This is a genomic window from Delftia sp. WSY_22, from assembly GCF_043104185.1.
In the GTDB taxonomy this organism is placed as follows: Bacteria; Pseudomonadota; Gammaproteobacteria; order Burkholderiales; family Burkholderiaceae_C; genus Comamonas; species Comamonas tsuruhatensis.
This window is the reverse complement of sequence record NZ_JBICKN010000040.1, coordinates 64,993-81,981: the sequence shown is the minus strand read 5'-3', so window position 1 is coordinate 81,981 and position 16,989 is coordinate 64,993. Positions and strand designations below refer to the sequence as shown.

Below are 16,989 nucleotides of genomic sequence, written 5' to 3'. Positions count from 1 at the left end.
GGGGGGAGGGAATAGGCGATTTGACTCAGATCAATCAAGTTCAATCACACGGAGTTGAAAAATGAATCTCGATATCTCTCGGACAGATGACGCCGTGCGCGATGCGCTCAAAAAGCTGTCCCTGCTCTGGAAGTCAAGAGCGGCCGTGAATCAGGACCTGCCTGATTACTGCGGCTTGGCGTTCGACCCCGCCCGGCAGGACTTCACCGCCTCGCTGCTGCCGTTTCGCGATCACCAGGCATGGGTGGAGGCACCACAGCACCTGCGCGACCAATGCCTGTCCTACGCCTGGGGCATCTACAACCTCAAGACCATCTACATCGAGTGCAACGTGGTCACGCCGGCCTGCGAGGACATCATCAAGACCCCGCCGCCCAGCGCCAACCGTGCGCTGCTGCAGGACGTCATGTCCCAGGCCCTGCTGGACGAGGCCCTGCACACCCGCATGTCCATCATGGCCTGCAACTACATCTACGAGATGCGCGGCCTGGCGCCGCTGGACTACGCGGACTTCAACCTCGTCGGCTGGCGCAACGGCGTGCTGGCGCAGTGCGGCGCGGAATGGGAGCGCCGCCTGGCCCGCTTCGCCATTGCCTGCGCCAGCGAGACCCTGATCACCGACTACCTCAAGACCATGGCCGAGGACCGCTCCATCCAGCCCATCTGCCACGAGGTCACGCGCACCCACGCCGTGGACGAATGGAGCCACTCCAGCGTCTTCAGCTCGGTGGCCACCGACATCGTCCAGGGCCTGAGCAACCGCGAGCGCAGCTACCTGCGCTCCATCATCCTCAAGACCGTGCAGATGTTCGCCAACAACGAACTGGGCGCCTGGTCCACCGTCTTCACCATGGTCGGCATGCCGCATGCGCGCGACATCCTGCACGACGTGGGCGACAGCAACGAGATCGGCGTCTACACCGACTCGGTGCAAAGCCTGATCGACCGCATCGGCCTGGCGGGCCGCAACCTGGGCGGCAGCGTGGCGCTGGTGTCCTCGGTCCTCGAGGAGATGCAGGCATGAGCGCCGCCCTCCAGGCAGGCAGCATGCTCGCGCGCTGCGCCGCTGCACGGGCAGAGGCGGGCGGCGTCATGGTCTACACCCTGCGCGTGCAGGGCGCCTCGGCGCAGTTCCTCGGCGGCCTGCGGCCCGGCCGGCATGTGGCCATCGAGCATGCCGACGCCAGTGGCGCCGTGCAGCAGCGGCTGTACTCCATCACCCGCTACGAGCCCTGCAGCGAGCACGACGGCGCCGGCCAGTTCGACATTGCCGTCAAAAGCTCGGGCCGGGGCAGCGTCTCCGACCACATGCATGCAGTGCTGCGCGCAGGCTCCACGCTGCCGCTGGGCGGCGTGGCCGGCGACATCACGGCCGACCTGGTGCTGGGCCTGGACTCCCTGGTCATGCTGGCCGGCGGCATCGGCCTGACCCTGCCGCTGGCGCTGCTGCGCGAACTGGACCGGCTGCGCCAGCAGGGCCAGCGCGTGCCCCGCACCACGCTGCTGCTGTGCTTTGCACGCATGGCCGACATTCCGTTCCTGCAGGAGCTGCAGCAGCTGTGCGAAACGGCCCCCTGGTTCGACCTGCGTATCCACATCACGCGCGAAGACATTGCCGCCCACGGCCCCTTCGTGCCGGGCCGCCCCTCGCAGCAGTCCCTGCTGGCGCTGGGCCAGCCCCAGGCGGTGGTCATCTGTGGTGGCCACGCCTTTGCGCAGACCTTTCGCGAGCATGCGCGGGCCTGCTTTCCCGGTGCCATACAGCACATCGAGGCCTTCACGCCGCCTGCCGCATCCACCGCCCAGCCAGGCGAGACCGCGCAGGCATGCCAGCTGCAGATCACGCACAGCGGGCAGATTGTCGAAGCCGCGTCCGGCAAAAGCCTGCTGGAAATCCTGGAAGGCGTGGGCATTGCCATCCGCAGCCAGTGCCGGGCCGGCATCTGCGGCAGTTGCCGCATCCGCATCACGGGAGGCAGTTCACGGCTGGAGGCGGACTTTTGCCTCAGCGACAGGGAAAAGGAAGCCGGCTATGCCTTGGCCTGCTGCACCTTCCCCTCGGCAGGCCATATCCACGTCGATCTCAAGCCCGGCGCCTGACGGGCTCCGCACGTTCCAAGCCACCCTCCTGTATCCACCTGAGTTCCTCCCATGAAAAAAGCCATCGCGCTGCGCCACATCCACTTCGAAGACCTGGGTACCCTGCATGCCGAGTTCGCCAGCCGCGGCTACGAAGTGCAGTACGTCGATCCCAGCATCGGCGAGCTTGACACCCTGGACCTGGGCCGTGCCGACCTGCTCGTCGTGCTGGGCGGCCCCATAGGTGCCTATGACGAGGCGCTTTATCCCTTCGTCGCCCAGGAGCTGGCGGCCGTACGCCGCTGGCTGGACAGCGGCAAGCCGCTGCTGGGCATCTGCCTGGGCGCCCAGCTCATTGCGCGCGCGCTGGGCGCCAGGGTCTACCCGCTGGGCGTCAAGGAAATCGGCTTCTCGCCGCTCACGCTCACCGACGCCGGCCTGGCCTCGCCCCTGTCCAGGCTGGACGGCGTGCCCGTGCTCCATTGGCATGGCGACCAGTTCGACATTCCCGAAGGCGCCGTGCACCTGGCCGGCACCGCCATCGGCGCCAACCAGGCCTTCGCAGTCGGACCGCAGGTGCTGGGCCTGCAATTCCATCTGGAGGCCGACGCGGCCCGGCTGGAGCGCTGGCTGGTCGGCCATGCCTGTGAGCTCGGCATGGCCCAGGTGGACCCGCGCACCCTGCGCGCCGATGCCCAGAAATACGGCGGCCTGCTGGCCCTGGCCGCGCGCGATGTGCTGGCCGCCTGGCTGGCCCACCTGGAGCGCAGCCGCTGAACCTGCGGCGGCGCCCATTCACCCGTTTCCCCCACGCCGGAGCCGCCGCTGCGCGGCGCCGGAATCTCTGTTCCCGAAAAAAGGAGAGTTGAAGATGGTTGTCGTACTGTTCGAACTGCAGGCCTTGCCCGGCCAGAACCAGACCTATGTGGACCTGGTCAACAAGCTCACCCCCATGCTCAAGCCCATGGAGGGATTCATCTCCGTGGAGTGCTTCCAGAGCACGCTCAACCCCGAGAAAGTCATGTCCGTCACCACCTGGCGCGACGAGGAAGCCGTCGTCCAGTGGCGCAACGTGGAAGCCCACCTCAGCGCCCAGCGCGCCGGCCGCGACAAGATCTTCAAGGACTACCGCGTGCGCGTCACCCAGGTGCTGCGCGACTACGGCCTGACTGACCGCGCGCAGGCGCCTGCCGACAGCATCATGGGCAAGGCAGGCAGCTGCCCCGTCAGCCACGCCTGAGGGCTGGCGGTGCCGCAAAGGCCCGGCTGGTACCCCTGCCGGAGCGCGATGCACGCCATCGAAAGATGCCGGCAGTGACTACGCTGCCGGCACCAGGCCGGAAAAAAAGCCCGCTGAATGCTCAGAGGGCTTTTTTTCGGAAGGCACAGATCCTTCGCATCGGAACTCCACCGCACCGCACGGCATCCTGCGTGCCGCCTTGTGCAGCGCCTTCAGTTGCGAGCTGCCGCTGCCGCCATTTCTGCGAGGAACGGGCCTTGGGCCGCCTCGGGTTTGCGTTCGATGAGGAAGTCGTCGCGATCCTGGTCCTTGATCCAGTTCGGAGGCTTGCCGCGACCTGTCCACGTTGCTCCTGTAGACGGATCGCGATACTTCGCCGGTGCGCTGGTTTTTGCTGGGATGTAGGGGAACACTTGCTGCTGGGTGAACCCGAAATCGGTCACCAGCTTCTGGACCTTGGACAGGGCAGCGTCGGCCGCCGAGGTGCGGGCCTTGGCAATTTCCATGTCCAGCGCGGCCTTGGCCGCAAGGAGTTCTTTGAGGGACTGTGTCATAGGGGGTGCGAAATTTTTGAAGCCAGATTATGGGGCTGATGGGGCGCGCGCTTGCCGAACCTATCGTGCCGGATCGATCGTGCAAGCCTGGGGCGCGGGGAAGATGTTGCGGCTTGCGGCGCCTTGCAATGCCATGGGGCGCTGCGACGCGGGTGGAGCCGAATAGGTGGGTCTCGCATTGATTTTTTCGCTACCTAGATGGAGATGAGTCCCAATGGCTCCTGCACGCGATTGAATTTTTTGAAACCACCTTCCGAGATCTGAAGGCGAAAGATGATAGCGCAGGCCTATGTCAGACTGCAGCTTGCAGGCCTGCCTTGCGTTGGGCTCGCGCAGGCTGGGCGGCCAAAATCCATCTTCAACATCTTCACCGAGGATTTCTCATGATCATCACCACCACCCCCCAGATCGAAGGCCGCCGCATCACCCGCTACTGCGGCGTGGTCGCGGGCGAGGCGATTTTGGGCGCCAATGTGTTCAAGGACTTGTTTGCCGGGCTGCGCGACATCGTGGGCGGGCGGTCGGCCACCTATGAGCGCGAGCTGCAGCGGGCGCGCGAGATTGCGCTCAAGGAGCTGGAGGAACGCGCCCAGGAACTGGGCGCGAATGCCGTGGTGGGGGTGGACCTGGATTACGAAGTGCTGGGCCAGGGCAACGGCATGTTGATGGTGTCTGCCAGCGGCACGGCCGTGGTGCTGGAGTAGGCAGGGCCATCGGCCAAGCGGGCCAAGCAGGCCAGCGAAGTCAACGCGGCGCTGCGCCCCGCATCTCCAGGCAGCGGGCCAGCGCCCGCGCCGCCTCGCCCAGGCGCGGGCCGGGGCGGGAGACCACGTCCGTCTCGACCAGGTCCAGCGCGCAGATGCGGCCCGAGCGCACGGCGGGCATGCGGCTCCAGCCGGGGCGGGTGGCAAAGCTGGCCGATGGCGTCTGCGGCGTGTGGATGATGAGTTCGGGCTGCTGGCGCAGCACGTATTCGGGCGTGATGCGGGGGAAGGGCCCCAGGTTGGGCGGCAGCACATTGCGCGCGCCCAGGCGCTGCAGCAGCTGGCCTATGAAGGAGTCCGGCCCCGCCGCATAAGGCGTGGCGTCCACCTCGAAATACACCTTCTGCCCGGCGGGCGTGAGCGCCGCCAGCGCCTTGGCCTGCTGGTCCACCTCGGCCTGCATGCGCGCCAGCAGGGCGTTGGCGCGCTGCACCTGCAGCAGCTGGTCGAGCTTGTGCAGTACCTGCTCCAGCTGCGCCATGTCGTTGGCGTCCAGTGCCAGCACGGGAATGCCGAAGCGCTCCAGCTGCGCGATGACGGGTGCGGAATACGCCATCAGCACCACGTCGGGCCTGAGCCGCACGGTGGCCTCGACCAGCGGGGCAAAAGTGTGGCCCAGCTTGGGCAGGGCGGCCACACGGGCCGGGTGGTTGGAGAATTCGTCCACGCCCACGATGCGCTCACAGGCGTCCAGCGCGCACAGCGATTCGGTCAGCGAGGGCAGCAGCGAGACGATGCGCTGCGGCACGCGCTCCAGGCGCACCTGACGGCCACGCATGTCGGTGACGGTGTAGGTGGTGGTTGCCCCGCCCGATCCCGCATCCGCCGCCTTTTGCGCAAAGGCGTTGCCCGCGCCGCCTGCGCAGGCCAGGGCGGCGGTCAGCAGCAGGATGCGGGGCAGGCGCGAAAGCAGGCGCAGAAGCAGATGCATGGGGTCAGGGCAGGGGAGTCCAGCGCACGCTGACGAACACGGTGCGGCCTGCGTTCGCATAGCCGCGCGTGGGTGCGTAGTCGCGGTCGGCGATGTTGTTGACCCGGGCCAGCAGCGTCCATTGCCTTGTCAGCTGGCGCTGGGCGTAAAGGTTGGCCACGCCGTATCCGCCCAGCTTGAAGGTGTTGGCCTCGTCGGCATAGCGGCCGCTGTACAGCTGCGCTTCGCCGCCCAGCGTCCAGCCGGCAGCCTGGGTGTCGGCATTGAGCTTGAGCATGCGCTTGGAGCGGTAGGGCAGCAGCTTGCCGGTCTCCAGGTTCTCGGGGTTCATGAAGTCCAGCGAGGCGCCCAGATTGGCGCTGCCCAGGCGCGTGCCGCCAGACAGCGTCAGGCCGGTGATCTCCACGCTTTGCCAGTTACGGTAGCAGTTGCAGGGAACGGCGCTGTTCCAGTCGTAGGTGATGAGGTTCTTGAACTTGTTGCGGTAGACCACGGCCGAGAGGCGGTTGGCACCGGCCGCATAGTGCAGGCCGGTTTCCACGTTGGTGCTGCTTTCGGGCTTGAGGTCGGCCGCCGCCTGGCCCGTGAAGCGCTCGTACAGCGTGGGAGTTCTGAAGGCCGTGCCGGCCGATGCCACCCAGCGCCAGCGCTCGTCGATCTGCAGGCCGTAGCCCAGGCCGCCCGTGGTCTTGTTCTGCTGGTCGCGCACCTGGTCGTGGCGCAGGTTGGCGTCGAACTGGTGGCGGCCCTCGGTCAGGCGCCAGCCGGCCGACAGGGAGTTCTGCACGCGCCGGCTGTCGGTGTTCTGCGTCCAGGCGTATTGCGTGTCCAGCTTGTCCTCGCGGCGCTCCAGGTCGATGTTGAAACGGTGCTGGCCCAGCGTGAACAGGTTCTGCAGCAGGTAGTTGGTGGAGCTGCCGTCGGCGCGTTCGGGCGACTGGGTGTGGCGGTCGCTTTGGCTGTCGGTATGGGAGATCTGGACCACGCTTTTGTACATGGCGTTCCAGCCGGCCTGCCAGCGCAGGCTGCCGGTGGTGTTCTTGACCACGTCGTAGTCGTCGAACGGCGGCGGGCTCTGGTCGTAGTGCGTGCGCAGGCGGCTGTGCAGCAGGCTGGCATCGATCTGGTGGATGCCCGTTTTGTAGCCCGCGTTCAGGCCCAGCGAGGTGTTGCTGTAGCCATCCTTGTCCGGGTTGGGCGAGAAGGTGTTGCCGGGGTAGACGTCGAAGCCGTCGCTGCGCTCGTCAGCCAGGTTCAAGCCATAGGTGAAGCCGTTGGCTCCGCCCTGGAATCCTGTGGCCAGCTTGCTGGTGCCCTGGTTGCCTATGCCGGCCTCGGCATAGGCGCGGGTCTGGCCGTCCGCCCGCTTGGTGAAGATCTGGATCACGCCGCCCATGGCGTCTGAGCCATAGATGGCGGCGGCTGGGCCGCGCAGCACTTCGATGCGCTCGATCTGCGCCAGCGGCAGGGTGGACCAGACCGCGCCGCCCTGCAGCTCCTGCGAGCTGTAGCGCACGCCGTCGATGAATACGGCAGTGTGCTGGTTGCTGGTGCCGCGCAGGTAGACCGAGGTGACCTGGCCCGGCCCGCCATTGCGGTTGATCTGCACGCCCGGCACCTGGACCAGCAGGTCGGCCACGCCCGTGGCGCCGCTGCGGGCAATGGTCTCGGCGTCGATCACGGTCATGTCGGCCGTGACGGTGCGCAGGGACTGCTCGCTGCGCGAGGCGGTGACGACCACGGTATCGAGCTGGGAGGTCTGTGCCCGCTGCGCCTGTTGTGCCTGTTGTGCCTGTTGTGCTTGGGCCTGGCAGGCCAGCAGTGAGGCCGCAGCCAGGGCGGACAAGGTGCACAGTACGGGGAACGCCGAGGGCGAGCGAAGAGCGGCGCCAGGGGCGCGCGCGAGGGCGAGGGTGTGCATGGATGCGAGCCAGTTGCGCGCCAGCGACCCCGCCGGCACGGAAACCACAAAGACCGGCTGCGCTGCATGCGCGGCCGGCCGCCTGTTGGCCGGTATCCAGACTGGTGACGCACTCGCCAAGGCCTTCCCGGGCTGTACGCCCAGTGGCACGGGTTTGGCGGGGGCCGGTGCCATGCACGCGGCGTTTCACTCACTGTTGCGGGGGCAGTACATGCGGGCGGCTTTATCTGGCCGCCCCATGTTTCCCGTTTAACCGCAGCCCCTGGGGCTGCTGGCACCAACGGCGGCGATTGTACGGCGGGGCGTTCAGTGCCGATGTAAAGCTTGCTTGACATGCTCGCGGGTGGCATCGCACAATGTCAAGCATCCTTTACACATTGCGAGAGACTTCCATGAATCAAACAACGGTCACCAACCGCCGCTACCAGAAGGAGCTGGGATTTGCGCTGCTGCTCTACATGGCGCTGCTTGTGGGGGCGCTTTTGCTCAGCGCAGACATGCGGGCCGGGGCCCCGCGCACGGCCGTGCTGCTCAGCCCCATGCTGGCGTTTGCGCTGGCCGTGCGGGCCATCGTGCGCCTGGTGCGGGATACCGATGAGTTCCTGCGCAAGTCCATGCTGGAGCAGCTGGCGATTGCGGCGGCGGGCACGGCGGGCCTCACCTTCACCTACGGATTCCTGGAAATGGCAGGTTTTCCCAAGCTCAGCATGTTCATGGTGTGGCCCTTGATGGGTGCGCTCTGGGTGGCTGCCTCGGTGGCCCACTGGCTGCGCAGCCGATGAGCCGCGCTGCAGAGGCGGCCCGGCGATGAAAAACACCATCCGTGAACTGCGCGCCGAGCGCGGCTGGAGCCAGGCTGCGCTGGCTGACCTGCTGGGCGTGTCGCGCCAGACCGTCAATGCCATAGAGACGGGCCGCTACGACCCCAGCCTGCCGCTGGCATTCGCCATTGCCCGGGTGTTCGAGACCCGGATCGAGGCGATCTTCCAGGAGGGTTGAGCGCAGCGCTCAGGCCACGATCATGACCAGCAGCACCAGGCCCAGCAGGGTCAGGTAGGCCTTGGCATGCAGGGCATCGGGAATGCGGCCGATCAGCGGGGCCGCCAGCCTGATGCCGGTCCACGATCCGGCCGTCAGCAGGGCAAAGGCCTGCAGGTCCACATAGCCCACATGCCAGGGGCCCAGCCCCGCGCTATGGGATGCCAGCATGTAGGCAGCGGTGCCCGCCACGGCCATGGGCAGGGACAGCGGGCTGGCCATGGCCGTGGCGGCCGCCATGCTGGCGCCGCGTCGGCGCATCAGCGGCACGGTCATCACGCTGCCGCCCACACCCAGGAAGGCTGCAATCGCGCCAATCGCCAAGCCTGCGATGGCGGCGGGCCTGCGGCCCATGGGCTGCAATTGGGCGGCGGTGCCGTGCACGAAGCCCGGGCGCAGCAGCGCGTCGGCGATGGTCAGGGCCAGGTAGGCGATGAAGGCCCAGCGCACCCATTCCCCGCTGATCCAGGTGGCGGCCGCCGCGCCCGCCACGGCGCCGGCCGCGATGAAGCCGGCCAGTGGCCGTACCTGATCCCAGGGCAGGGCGCCCGCGCGGTGCTGGCGCAGCGTGGCCATGGAGGCGCCGAAAATCATCACGCAGGTGGAGGTGGCCACGGCAATGTGCATGGCAGCCTGGCCCACGGCGGAGTCCGCGCCGTGGATGGAGGTCAGCAGCGCATAAAGCAGCGGAACGGCCACGAAGCCGCCGCCAAAGCCGAAGAGCACGGTGGTCACGCCGGCAAGCACACCGAAAGCCAGCAGCAGGAGAGGGAACACAGACAGTCCTTTGGAAAAAACGAGCAAGGACTGAACCTTAGGATGCCGCGGTTTGGCCTGCTTTCGCGGATAGGTCAATAATCCTCGAATTCCTGCCAAAGCCTGTTGGCTGTTTTCCGGACATCCCCATGCTCAACATCCCGCTGCATTCCGTGGACGCCGTGGCGCGCGATGTGCTGGCCATCGGCACCGACTACACGCCTGGCACGCTGCTGCCCACGCACAGCCACCGGCGTGCCCAGTTTCTCTACGGGATGAGCGGGCTGATGGAAGTGGAAACCGACGACGGCGCCTGGACCATCCCGCCCTATAGCGGCGTGTGGATTCCGGCCAGCAAGCCGCACAGCGTGCGCATGCAGGGCGTGAGCACGCGCAGCCTGTACATCGAACCGGCTGCTGCGCCTCGCCCGGGTGTGCACTGCGAGGCCCTGGTCGTCACCCCGCTACTGCACCAGCTGCTGCTGTCCTGCGCCGACCTGCCGGCGCTGTACGACGAAGCGGGCCGTGACGGCGCCCTGGTCACGCTGGTGCTGCATGAGTTGGCCTCGGCCCGCAGCCTGCCGCTGTTCGCGCCCATTCCCCGCGATGAAAAGCTGGCCGCCCTGTGCAAGCAGTTCCTGGCCCAGCCCAGCATTCGCGCCACGCCGCAGGACTGGGCACAGGCGCTGAACAAGAGCCTGCGCACCTTCAGCCGGTTTTTCCAGCAGCACACAGGCATGGCCTTTGGCGCCTGGCGCCAGCAGGCCTGCCTGCTGGCGGCGGTGTCGCGGCTGTCTGCGGGCGCATCGGTCACGCAGGTGGCGCTGGACCTGGGCTATGACAGCCCCAGCGCTTTTTCCACCATGTTCCGCAAGGCGCTGGGCCGGGTGCCTTCGGAGCTGGTGAGCCGGGTCTAGGCGGGAACGCTGGCCTGGGCAGCCGTTTCCCGCGTCATGGTCCAGAACACCAGGGCCGCCAAGCTGAACGCCGCCCCCGCAACGCAGACGCCGTGCCAGCCAAACCGCGCGTAGGCGTTGGTGGCAATCAGCGCCCCCAGCCCGCTGCCCACGGCATAGAACAGCATGTACAGCCCCACCAGCCGGCTGTGGGCCTGCGGGTTGCTGCGAAAGATCAGGCTCTGGTTGGTCACATGCAGGGCCTGGCCGCCCAGGTCCAGCAGCACGATACCGGCGACCAACGCGCACAGCGACTGCTCCAGCAGCGCAATCGGCACCCAGGCCAGCAGCAGGATCACCAGCGCGCCCAGGCTGGTGCGCTGCGCGAAACCCTGGTCGGCCCAGTGCCCGGCACGGGCTGCTGCCAGTGCGCCCACCACGCCGGCCAGGCCGAAAGCGCCGATGGCCGTGAGCGACAGGCTGTAGGGCGGCGCGCTCAGCGGCAGGACCAGGGCGCTCCAGAAGATGTTGAAGGTGGCAAACATCAGCAGGGCCAGCATGCCGCGTGTGCGCAGCATGCGGTCCTGGCGCAGCAGCTGGAGCATGGATGACAGCAATTGCGTGTAGCCGGGTACGGGGGAGGGCACCGCCAGCCGGGGCAGTTGCCGCCACAGGGGCCAGGCCAGGGCCAGCATCAGCAGGGCCGAGCAGGCATAGACGCCACGCCAGCCAGCCACGTCACCCACGGCGCCGGCAAACACGCGCGCCAAAAGCAGGCCGATGAAAACCCCGCCCTGGGCCGCGCCCACCACGCGCCCGCGCTCATTTGCCTGGCTGGCGCTGGCCGCATAGGCGATCAGCCCCTGCGTCATGGCCGTGCCCAGCAGGCCCACGGCCAGCATGCCCGCCAGCAGCAGAACGGCCGAACGCGCGGTGCTGACGGCCGCCAGGGCCAGCACCAGGCCCAGCAACTGCAAAAGCATGAGTCGCCGCCGTTCCAGCCGGTCGCCCAGCGGCACCAGCAGCAGCAGTGCCAGCGCGCAGCCGGCCTGCGTGGCCGTGACCACCCCGCCCACGGCTGCATGGCTGATGCCGAAGTCGGCCGCCAGCGCCTCCAGCAGCGGCTGGGCGTAGTAGACATTGGCCACGCTCAGGCCGCTGGCAGCGGCGAACAGCAGCACCAGGCTGCGCGGCATGCGGACCGTGTCCGAGGCTGGGAAGGCTTTCATGAATTGAATCCAGTTGCAAAACAAAACTGGTTGGATGCTAGTTGAACCAGTTTTGAAATGCAACCACAATGACGTCATGAAAGAAGACACCCGTCCTGACACACCGCAGCCCTGTCCGGTGGCCCGCTCCCTGGATGTGATCGGCGACCGCTGGTCGCTGCTCATCGTGCGCGATGCCTTCGATGGCATCAGCCGCTTTGGCGATTTCCAGCGCAGCCTGGGCGCGGCCCGCAATATCCTGGCCGACCGGCTGCGCCGGCTGGTGGAGGCCGGCATCCTCGAAACTCGACCGGCCGCCGAAGGCTCGGCCTACCTGGAATATGTGCTGACGGCCCGGGGGCTGGACCTGTTCCCCGTCATCGTGGCCTTGCGGCAATGGGGCGAAGGCCATTTGTTTGCGCCCGGCGAGGCACATTCGCTGCTGCTGGACCGCCAGACAGGTCAGCCTGTCGCGCCCATGCTGCCGCGTGGCGGTGATGGCCGGGCCTTGCTGCCGGGCCAGACCGTGGTTCAGAAAATCGATTGATGGATGTCCATGCTCTCTGCCTTCCTACCACTCATCTACGTACAGATTTCTCCCGAGCGCCTGACGCTGACAAATCCGAAAACGGGCCAGACCCTGTCGGAGGTTCCCGAGCTGGCCCTGAGTCCGCCGCCCCGGCGCCGGATTCTCGCGGCCGGCCCGCAGGCCAGGCTCGCGGCCGCATCGGAGCCTGCCGAAGTCGTCAATCCCTTCGCCCACCCGCGTTCGCTGATATCGGACTTCATCCTGGCCGAGCAGCTTCTGAAGTACCAGCTCAGGCGCATGCATCGGCGTGCCTGGCTGGCGGCCTCCCCGCACATCGTCATCCATCCGCTGGGCGACCCCGAGGGCGGGTTCACCCAGGTGGAGCTGAGGGCCTTGCGCGAGCTGGGCAGCGCGGCCGGGGCCTCGAAGGTGAATGTCTGGACAGGCCGGCCCTTGACAGACGAGGAATTGCTGGCGCGCAAGCCCCCTGCGCAGGGCGGCATCTGGGAGTGAGGCCCTGTTCCTCGCCATGAAAAAAGCGCCCGTCACAACGGGCGCTTTGTCTGGGTCAGCGCAAGGGCCGATAACGCGCTATCAGAACCGCGCCATCAGAACCTGGCCGTCATCCCCACGAAGTAGGTACGGCCGCCGTTGTCGTAGTTGGCGCCGATGGTCCGGGTTTCCTTGTCGGTCAGGTTGATGATGCCGGCGCGCAGGGTCATCGAGTCGGTGACGTTGTAGTTCATGGACACGTCGAACGTCGTGTAGGCCTTGGCGAAGGTGGTGGCCGTGCCCGTGGTCACGACTTCCTTGCCCACGTGGCGGGCGCTGAACATGGCGGACCAGCCCTGGCGGATCTGCCACTGCAGCGACGAGTAGATGGACAGCTCGGGCACGGCCAGCAGCGAGGCGCCGGTGCTCAGGTTCTTGGACTCGAACATCTTGGTGATGTTGGTGTTCCAGGTCAGGCCCTTGGCCAGGGGAACGTTCACGAAGCCTTCCAGGCCGCGCGTGCGGGCACGCTGGGCGTTGGCCATGCGGGTCCACCAGAAGCCGTTGTAGAAGCCCAGCGGCTGGTAGTCGATCTTGTTCTTGAAGTTGGTGTGGAAGTACGTGGCGCCCAGCGCCCAGCCATTGCGGTCCCAGCTGGTGCCCAGCTCGAAGTTGGTGCTGGTCTCGGGCTGCAGGTCGGGGTTGCCGGCCATGTAGCAGCCGCGCGTGCCGTCGGCATTCACGCTGGTGCTGGTCCAGCCCATGCCGGCCAGGCTGCGGCAGCCGTTGCCCCCGGATTGCGTGGCGGCGCTGGCCGAGTTTTCCTTCAGGTTGGGCGCACGGAAGCCGCGCGAGACGCCGCCGCGCACCGTCCACTCCGAGGCCGGGTGGTAGACCAGGTAGGCGCGCGGGCTCCAGTTGTTGCCGTATTTCTGGTGGTGGTCCATGCGCAGGCCCAGCGTCAGCGCCAGGTTCTCTCGCAGGAAGATCTGGTCCTCGCCGAACAGCGCCCAGGTGGTGGCGCTCAGGCCCGAGCCCGAGACCGGGCGCCCCGCGTAGTCGATGGGCGCCAGGCCGATGGTGTCGCGGTTGTCCAGCGACTCGCGGCGCCACTGCATGCCCAGCGTCATGGCCTGGTCCAGTCCCCACAGCTTCAACGGCTTGTCGATGCGGCCGTCCAGAGTGGTTTCCTTGGAGTTGTTGCCGATGGTGTCGCCCTTGTCCTCGTACTTGTTGTGCACGAGGTTGAGCTTGGAGGTCATGTCGCCCCAGCGGCCATCGTGGCTGAGGCCGAACTTGGTCTGCTCCAGCTTGCTCAGGCCCCATTGCGATACCACGGGGCGTCCATTCACCAACCGATCGGAGCCCGTGGCGCGCTGGATGCCTTGCGCGGCCTCGATGCCGATCACCTGGTCGGGCGTGAGCTGCCAGTTGAGCAGGGCGTTGAGGTTTTGCTTGCGCGAGCCGGCCGTGGACTGGTAGGTGCCCGGGAAGCCGCCCGTGCCCTCGTCGGCAGCGCGGTCCGTGTAGTTGCCGCCCAGGCGCAGGCCGAACTTGTCGGACAGCGGGCCGCTGATGTTGAAGCCCAGCTGGCGCGTGTCGCCGCGGTCGCTGTCGGAGGGCTTGCTGTAGTTCAGCGTGGTCGAGCCGCTCCAGCGCTTGCCGATCTTGCGCGTGATGATGTTGATCACGCCGCCCATGGCGTCCGAGCCGTAGAGCGAGGACATGGGGCCGCGCACCACCTCGATGCGCTCGATCATCTCGGGCGAGATCCAGTCCAGATCCTGCGAGCCCAGGTCGTCACGGTAGTTGATGCCGGCCGAGTTGCCCTGGCGCTTGCCGTCCACCAGGATCAGCGTGTACTTCTCGGGCAGGCCGCGCAGCTTGATCTTGGACTGGGCGCCCGTGCCCGACAGACCGCCGGTCACGCCGGGAATGGTGGACAGCAGCTCGCCGATGCTGGTGACGGGCTTGCGCTCGATGTCTTCCCGCGTGATCACGCTGATGCTGGCCGGCGCCTCCTTGATGTCCACGGCCGTGCCCGAGGCGGTCACCACCACCGTGGACAAGGACGTGTCGGCCTTGCTGTCGGCTGACTGGGCATGGGCCATGGCTGTGCATGCCAGGGCAGCGCAAAGTGGAAGAGGGCGGAGCACCGAGATTCTGACCATCTTTGTAAAGTTCCGTATGGGTTAAAAATCAAGGTGCGAATGATAACGATTTGTATCTACATCTTTCTCTTCACGTAAAGACAGTTGTTTTTTGTTCACGCGTTATCTAATCGCTGGACACGCCTGAGGCGTTGTGCACAGGTCTGGTGCACAAAATGACGGGGGTCGGCAGGGCGCTGAGAGGGAGCACGGGGTGCGGCGCCTCCGTGCAAAGGCCGCCCCGGAGCGCAGGGGGCGGCCAGAAACCAGGTCAGCGCGGCTTGGCCACGGCGCCCGGCAGGGCGCTGGAAGGCTCAGCGCAGCTGCCCGAGGGTTGGCTCGATGCCCGGCGGCGCACGAACTGGTAGGCAATGGCCAGCAGGGCAAACCAGGCCGGCGTCACCACCAGCGCCTGGCGCGTGTCGGCCTGCAGGGTGAGCAGGCCCAGGATGGCCGCAAAGAACGCCAGGCAGGCCCAGCACATGGCCAGGCCGCCCGGCATCTTGTAGCGCGAAGCCTCATGAAGGGCCGCGCGCTGGCGCCGGTAGGCGATATAGGACAGCAGGATCAGCGACCACACGAACATGAACAGGATGGCCGATACCGTGGTCACCAGCGTGAAGGCCTCCACCAGATCGGGCACCACCCACATCAGGAAGGCGCCGGCCAGCAGGCAGGTGCAGGAAAACAGCAGCCCGCGCGAGGGCACGCTGCTGCGCGACAGCCGGTGGAAGGACTTGGGCGCATCGCCCTTGAGCGCCAGGCCGTAGAGCATGCGGCTGGTGGAGAACACGCCGCTGTTGGCCGACGAGGCGGCCGAGGTCAGCACCACGAAATTGATCACGCCCGCAGCGGCCGGCAGGCCTGCGAGCACGAACAGCTCCACGAACGGGCTCTTGCCCGGCACCACGTCGCGCCAGGGGGTGACGGCCATGATGGCGATCAGGGCCAGCACGTAGAACACGATGATGCGCACGGGAATCGAATTGATGGCGCGCGGCAGCGTGCGCTCGGGGTCCTTGGCCTCGGCGGCCGTGGTGCCCACCAGCTCGATGCCCACGAAGGCGAACACGGCGATCTGGAAGCCCGCGAAAAAGCCCATCATCCCGTTGGGGAACATGCCGCCGTCGTTCCAGAGGTTGGACAGGCTGGCCGCACGCCCCGCAGGCGAGACGAAGGCGGCACCCACCATGTACAGCCCCGTTGCCACCAGGGCCACGATGGCCACGATCTTGATCATGGCGAACCAGAACTCAATCTCGCCGAACAGCTTCACCGTCAGCAGGTTCAGGCCCAGCAGCAGGCCCACGCAGGCAATGGCCGGGGCCCACTGGGGCAGGCCGGGGAACCAGAACTGCGAGTAGGCCGAGATGGCGATCACGTCGGCAATGCCCGTGACGATCCAGCAGAACCAGTACGTCCAGCCCGTGAAGAAGCCCGCCCAGGGCCCCAGCAGATCGGCCGAGAAATCGATGAAGGATCGGTACTGCAGGTTGGACAGCAGCAGCTCGCCCATGGCCCGCATCACGAAGAACAGCATCACGCCGATGATGGCGTAGACGAAGACGATGGACGGACCCGCCAGGCTGATGGTCTTGCCCGAGCCCATGAACAGGCCCGTGCCGATGGCACCGCCGATGGCGATGAGCTGGATGTGGCGGTTGGTGAGATTGCGCTGCAGGTCGTCTTGACCGTGCAGGCCCTGGCCGGTTGGCGGGGCCTTGTGTGTCATCAGAGAACTCCGGGGAAGACTGGCAAAGCGATGGCAGAAAGGGGGAAATCCGCCTGCCGCGGCCGTGTTTTCAGTCTCTGCATGGAGTCCATGCCTGGAAATGCGGCAGCGCAGCAAAACGGAACGAAGGCCGCGAGGATACCCGAACCTCGCCCCCGCATCAGCCCTGCCGCGCCGTGCCGCTCCAGTCAATGACGCGGGTTTGATATGGGTGGATCAGCCGCGCGCCAGGCGCCGGGCGTTGGCCACTGCGGTGCGGTGCACGGGGGCCATGCCCTTGCCCACCACGCCCCACATGGCGTTGCTCCATTGCGAGGCCTGCGATGCCAGTGCGCCCCCATTCCAGGTGGAGGCGCTCCAGGGCATCCACCACATGCGCATCCAGGCCTGCATCAGGGCCTGGCTGGCGACCATGGACTGCAGGCCCATGGCGGCCCAGGATTGGTGGAAGGCTGTCTGTTTCTCGGACACCATGCGCGTGAATTCGCGCCGGTCCCGTGCGGAGGGATTGGCCCCGGCCAGCGCCATGCGGGTGAGCCTGTGCGCCACCACCTGCGGCGCGGCAATGGCCAGATCGGTGGCCTGACGGGCCACCGAAGCGGCCTTGGAAGATTTGCGGTTTGCCATGTGCGCTCCTGAAGCTCTGGATCCATTTGCCGGATCTACCTGCCAGATCCACTTGCCGGTTCCACTTTAGCC

The 16,989-nt window shown here is 66.9% G+C and carries 18 protein-coding genes and 1 riboswitch; of the genes, 10 read left to right on the top strand and 8 right to left on the bottom strand.

All coding sequences use genetic code 11. From position 1 onward, the window contains the following. Positions 1–61 precede the first annotated feature (61 nt). The 4 genes from ACF8NF_RS20220 to ACF8NF_RS20205 all read left to right on the top strand — a co-directional run bounded on the left by ACF8NF_RS20220 (position 62) and on the right by ACF8NF_RS20205 (position 3,319). Positions 62–1,024 carry a diiron oxygenase gene (locus ACF8NF_RS20220; RefSeq protein ID WP_012205541.1) on the top strand — a complete coding sequence of 321 codons (963 nt, stop codon included), beginning with the start codon at positions 62–64 and terminating at the stop codon, positions 1,022–1,024. Beyond that, a complete protein-coding gene (locus ACF8NF_RS20215) occupies positions 1,021–2,100 on the top strand; it encodes a 2Fe-2S iron-sulfur cluster-binding protein (protein ID WP_392451140.1) in 1,080 nt (359 codons plus the stop codon). The genes ACF8NF_RS20220 and ACF8NF_RS20215 overlap by 4 nt, the downstream gene beginning before the upstream one ends. Before the next feature lie 51 nt (positions 2,101–2,151). Then, on the top strand, positions 2,152–2,856 hold the full coding sequence (locus ACF8NF_RS20210) for a glutamine amidotransferase (RefSeq protein ID WP_392451139.1): 705 nt from the start codon (positions 2,152–2,154) through the stop codon (positions 2,854–2,856). Positions 2,857–2,950: 94 nt separating this feature from the next. Then, on the top strand, positions 2,951–3,319 hold the full coding sequence (locus tag ACF8NF_RS20205; RefSeq protein ID WP_016453456.1) for an antibiotic biosynthesis monooxygenase: 369 nt from the start codon (positions 2,951–2,953) through the stop codon (positions 3,317–3,319). A gap of 212 nt (positions 3,320–3,531) precedes the next feature. On the opposite strand, the gene ACF8NF_RS20200 is transcribed toward ACF8NF_RS20205, so the two are convergent. Continuing rightward, entirely contained in the window at positions 3,532–3,873 is a 342-nt protein-coding gene (locus ACF8NF_RS20200; protein WP_016446025.1) for an H-NS family nucleoid-associated regulatory protein, read from the bottom strand. A gap of 383 nt (positions 3,874–4,256) precedes the next feature. Between ACF8NF_RS20200 and ACF8NF_RS20195 the strand changes: the two genes are divergently transcribed. Then, positions 4,257–4,577: a heavy metal-binding domain-containing protein gene (locus tag ACF8NF_RS20195; RefSeq protein ID WP_012205554.1), complete on the top strand. Its 321-nt coding sequence runs from the start codon at positions 4,257–4,259 to the stop codon at positions 4,575–4,577. A 40-nt stretch (positions 4,578–4,617) separates the two neighbouring features. Here ACF8NF_RS20195 and ACF8NF_RS20190 read toward each other — a convergent pair whose 3' ends face one another. Together ACF8NF_RS20190 and ACF8NF_RS20185 are read right to left on the bottom strand one after the other, a co-directional pair. Further along, positions 4,618–5,568, bottom strand: a complete 951-nt coding sequence (locus tag ACF8NF_RS20190; RefSeq protein WP_392451138.1) for an ABC transporter substrate-binding protein — start codon at positions 5,566–5,568, stop codon at positions 4,618–4,620. A 4-nt stretch (positions 5,569–5,572) separates the two neighbouring features. Continuing rightward, on the bottom strand, positions 5,573–7,489 hold the full coding sequence (locus ACF8NF_RS20185) for a TonB-dependent receptor domain-containing protein (RefSeq protein ID WP_392451137.1): 1,917 nt from the start codon (positions 7,487–7,489) through the stop codon (positions 5,573–5,575). Positions 7,490–7,558: 69 nt separating this feature from the next. After that, positions 7,559–7,786: riboswitch (cobalamin riboswitch) on the bottom strand. Positions 7,787–7,881: 95 nt separating this feature from the next. On the opposite strand from ACF8NF_RS20185, the gene ACF8NF_RS20180 reads away from it, so the two are divergent. After that, positions 7,882–8,271, top strand: coding sequence for a hypothetical protein (locus ACF8NF_RS20180; protein WP_392451135.1), 390 nt, complete (start codon positions 7,882–7,884; stop codon positions 8,269–8,271). Between the two features lie 25 nt (positions 8,272–8,296). Beyond that, positions 8,297–8,488 (top strand): helix-turn-helix transcriptional regulator, encoded by a 192-nt coding sequence (locus tag ACF8NF_RS20175; RefSeq protein ID WP_013802457.1) that lies wholly within the window; start codon positions 8,297–8,299, stop codon positions 8,486–8,488. A gap of 9 nt (positions 8,489–8,497) precedes the next feature. On the opposite strand, the gene ACF8NF_RS20170 is transcribed toward ACF8NF_RS20175, so the two are convergent. Beyond that, positions 8,498–9,304 (bottom strand): sulfite exporter TauE/SafE family protein, encoded by an 807-nt coding sequence (locus ACF8NF_RS20170; protein ID WP_392451134.1) that lies wholly within the window; start codon positions 9,302–9,304, stop codon positions 8,498–8,500. 128 nt (positions 9,305–9,432) lie between these two features. On the opposite strand from ACF8NF_RS20170, the gene ACF8NF_RS20165 reads away from it, so the two are divergent. After that, positions 9,433–10,200 (top strand): helix-turn-helix domain-containing protein, encoded by a 768-nt coding sequence (locus tag ACF8NF_RS20165; RefSeq protein WP_013802455.1) that lies wholly within the window; start codon positions 9,433–9,435, stop codon positions 10,198–10,200. Here the strand turns inward: ACF8NF_RS20165 and ACF8NF_RS20160 are convergent. Then, positions 10,197–11,408: an MFS transporter gene (locus ACF8NF_RS20160; RefSeq protein WP_392451133.1), complete on the bottom strand. Its 1,212-nt coding sequence runs from the start codon at positions 11,406–11,408 to the stop codon at positions 10,197–10,199. The two genes, ACF8NF_RS20165 and ACF8NF_RS20160, sit on opposite strands and share 4 nt — an antisense overlap. 76 nt (positions 11,409–11,484) lie before the next feature. Here ACF8NF_RS20160 and ACF8NF_RS20155 point away from each other — a divergent pair, with 76 nt between their 5' ends. Beyond that, a complete protein-coding gene (locus ACF8NF_RS20155) occupies positions 11,485–11,934 on the top strand; it encodes a winged helix-turn-helix transcriptional regulator (protein WP_392451131.1) in 450 nt (149 codons plus the stop codon). A gap of 3 nt (positions 11,935–11,937) precedes the next feature. Then, positions 11,938–12,429: a rod shape-determining protein gene (locus ACF8NF_RS20150; RefSeq protein ID WP_227741015.1), complete on the top strand. Its 492-nt coding sequence runs from the start codon at positions 11,938–11,940 to the stop codon at positions 12,427–12,429. A 95-nt stretch (positions 12,430–12,524) separates the two neighbouring features. Here ACF8NF_RS20150 and ACF8NF_RS20145 read toward each other — a convergent pair whose 3' ends face one another. The 3 genes from ACF8NF_RS20145 to ACF8NF_RS20135 form a co-directional block, all read right to left on the bottom strand. Beyond that, on the bottom strand, positions 12,525–14,519 hold the full coding sequence (locus ACF8NF_RS20145; protein WP_392451130.1) for a TonB-dependent receptor domain-containing protein: 1,995 nt from the start codon (positions 14,517–14,519) through the stop codon (positions 12,525–12,527). 310 nt (positions 14,520–14,829) lie between these two features. After that, complete coding sequence (gene cycA / locus ACF8NF_RS20140; RefSeq protein ID WP_203399389.1) at positions 14,830–16,290, bottom strand: D-serine/D-alanine/glycine transporter; 1,461 nt, start codon at positions 16,288–16,290, stop codon at positions 14,830–14,832. 216 nt (positions 16,291–16,506) lie between these two features. Then, entirely contained in the window at positions 16,507–16,917 is a 411-nt protein-coding gene (locus ACF8NF_RS20135) for a polyhydroxyalkanoate granule-associated phasin (protein ID WP_016453442.1), read from the bottom strand. Between the last annotated feature and the right edge of the window lie 72 nt (positions 16,918–16,989).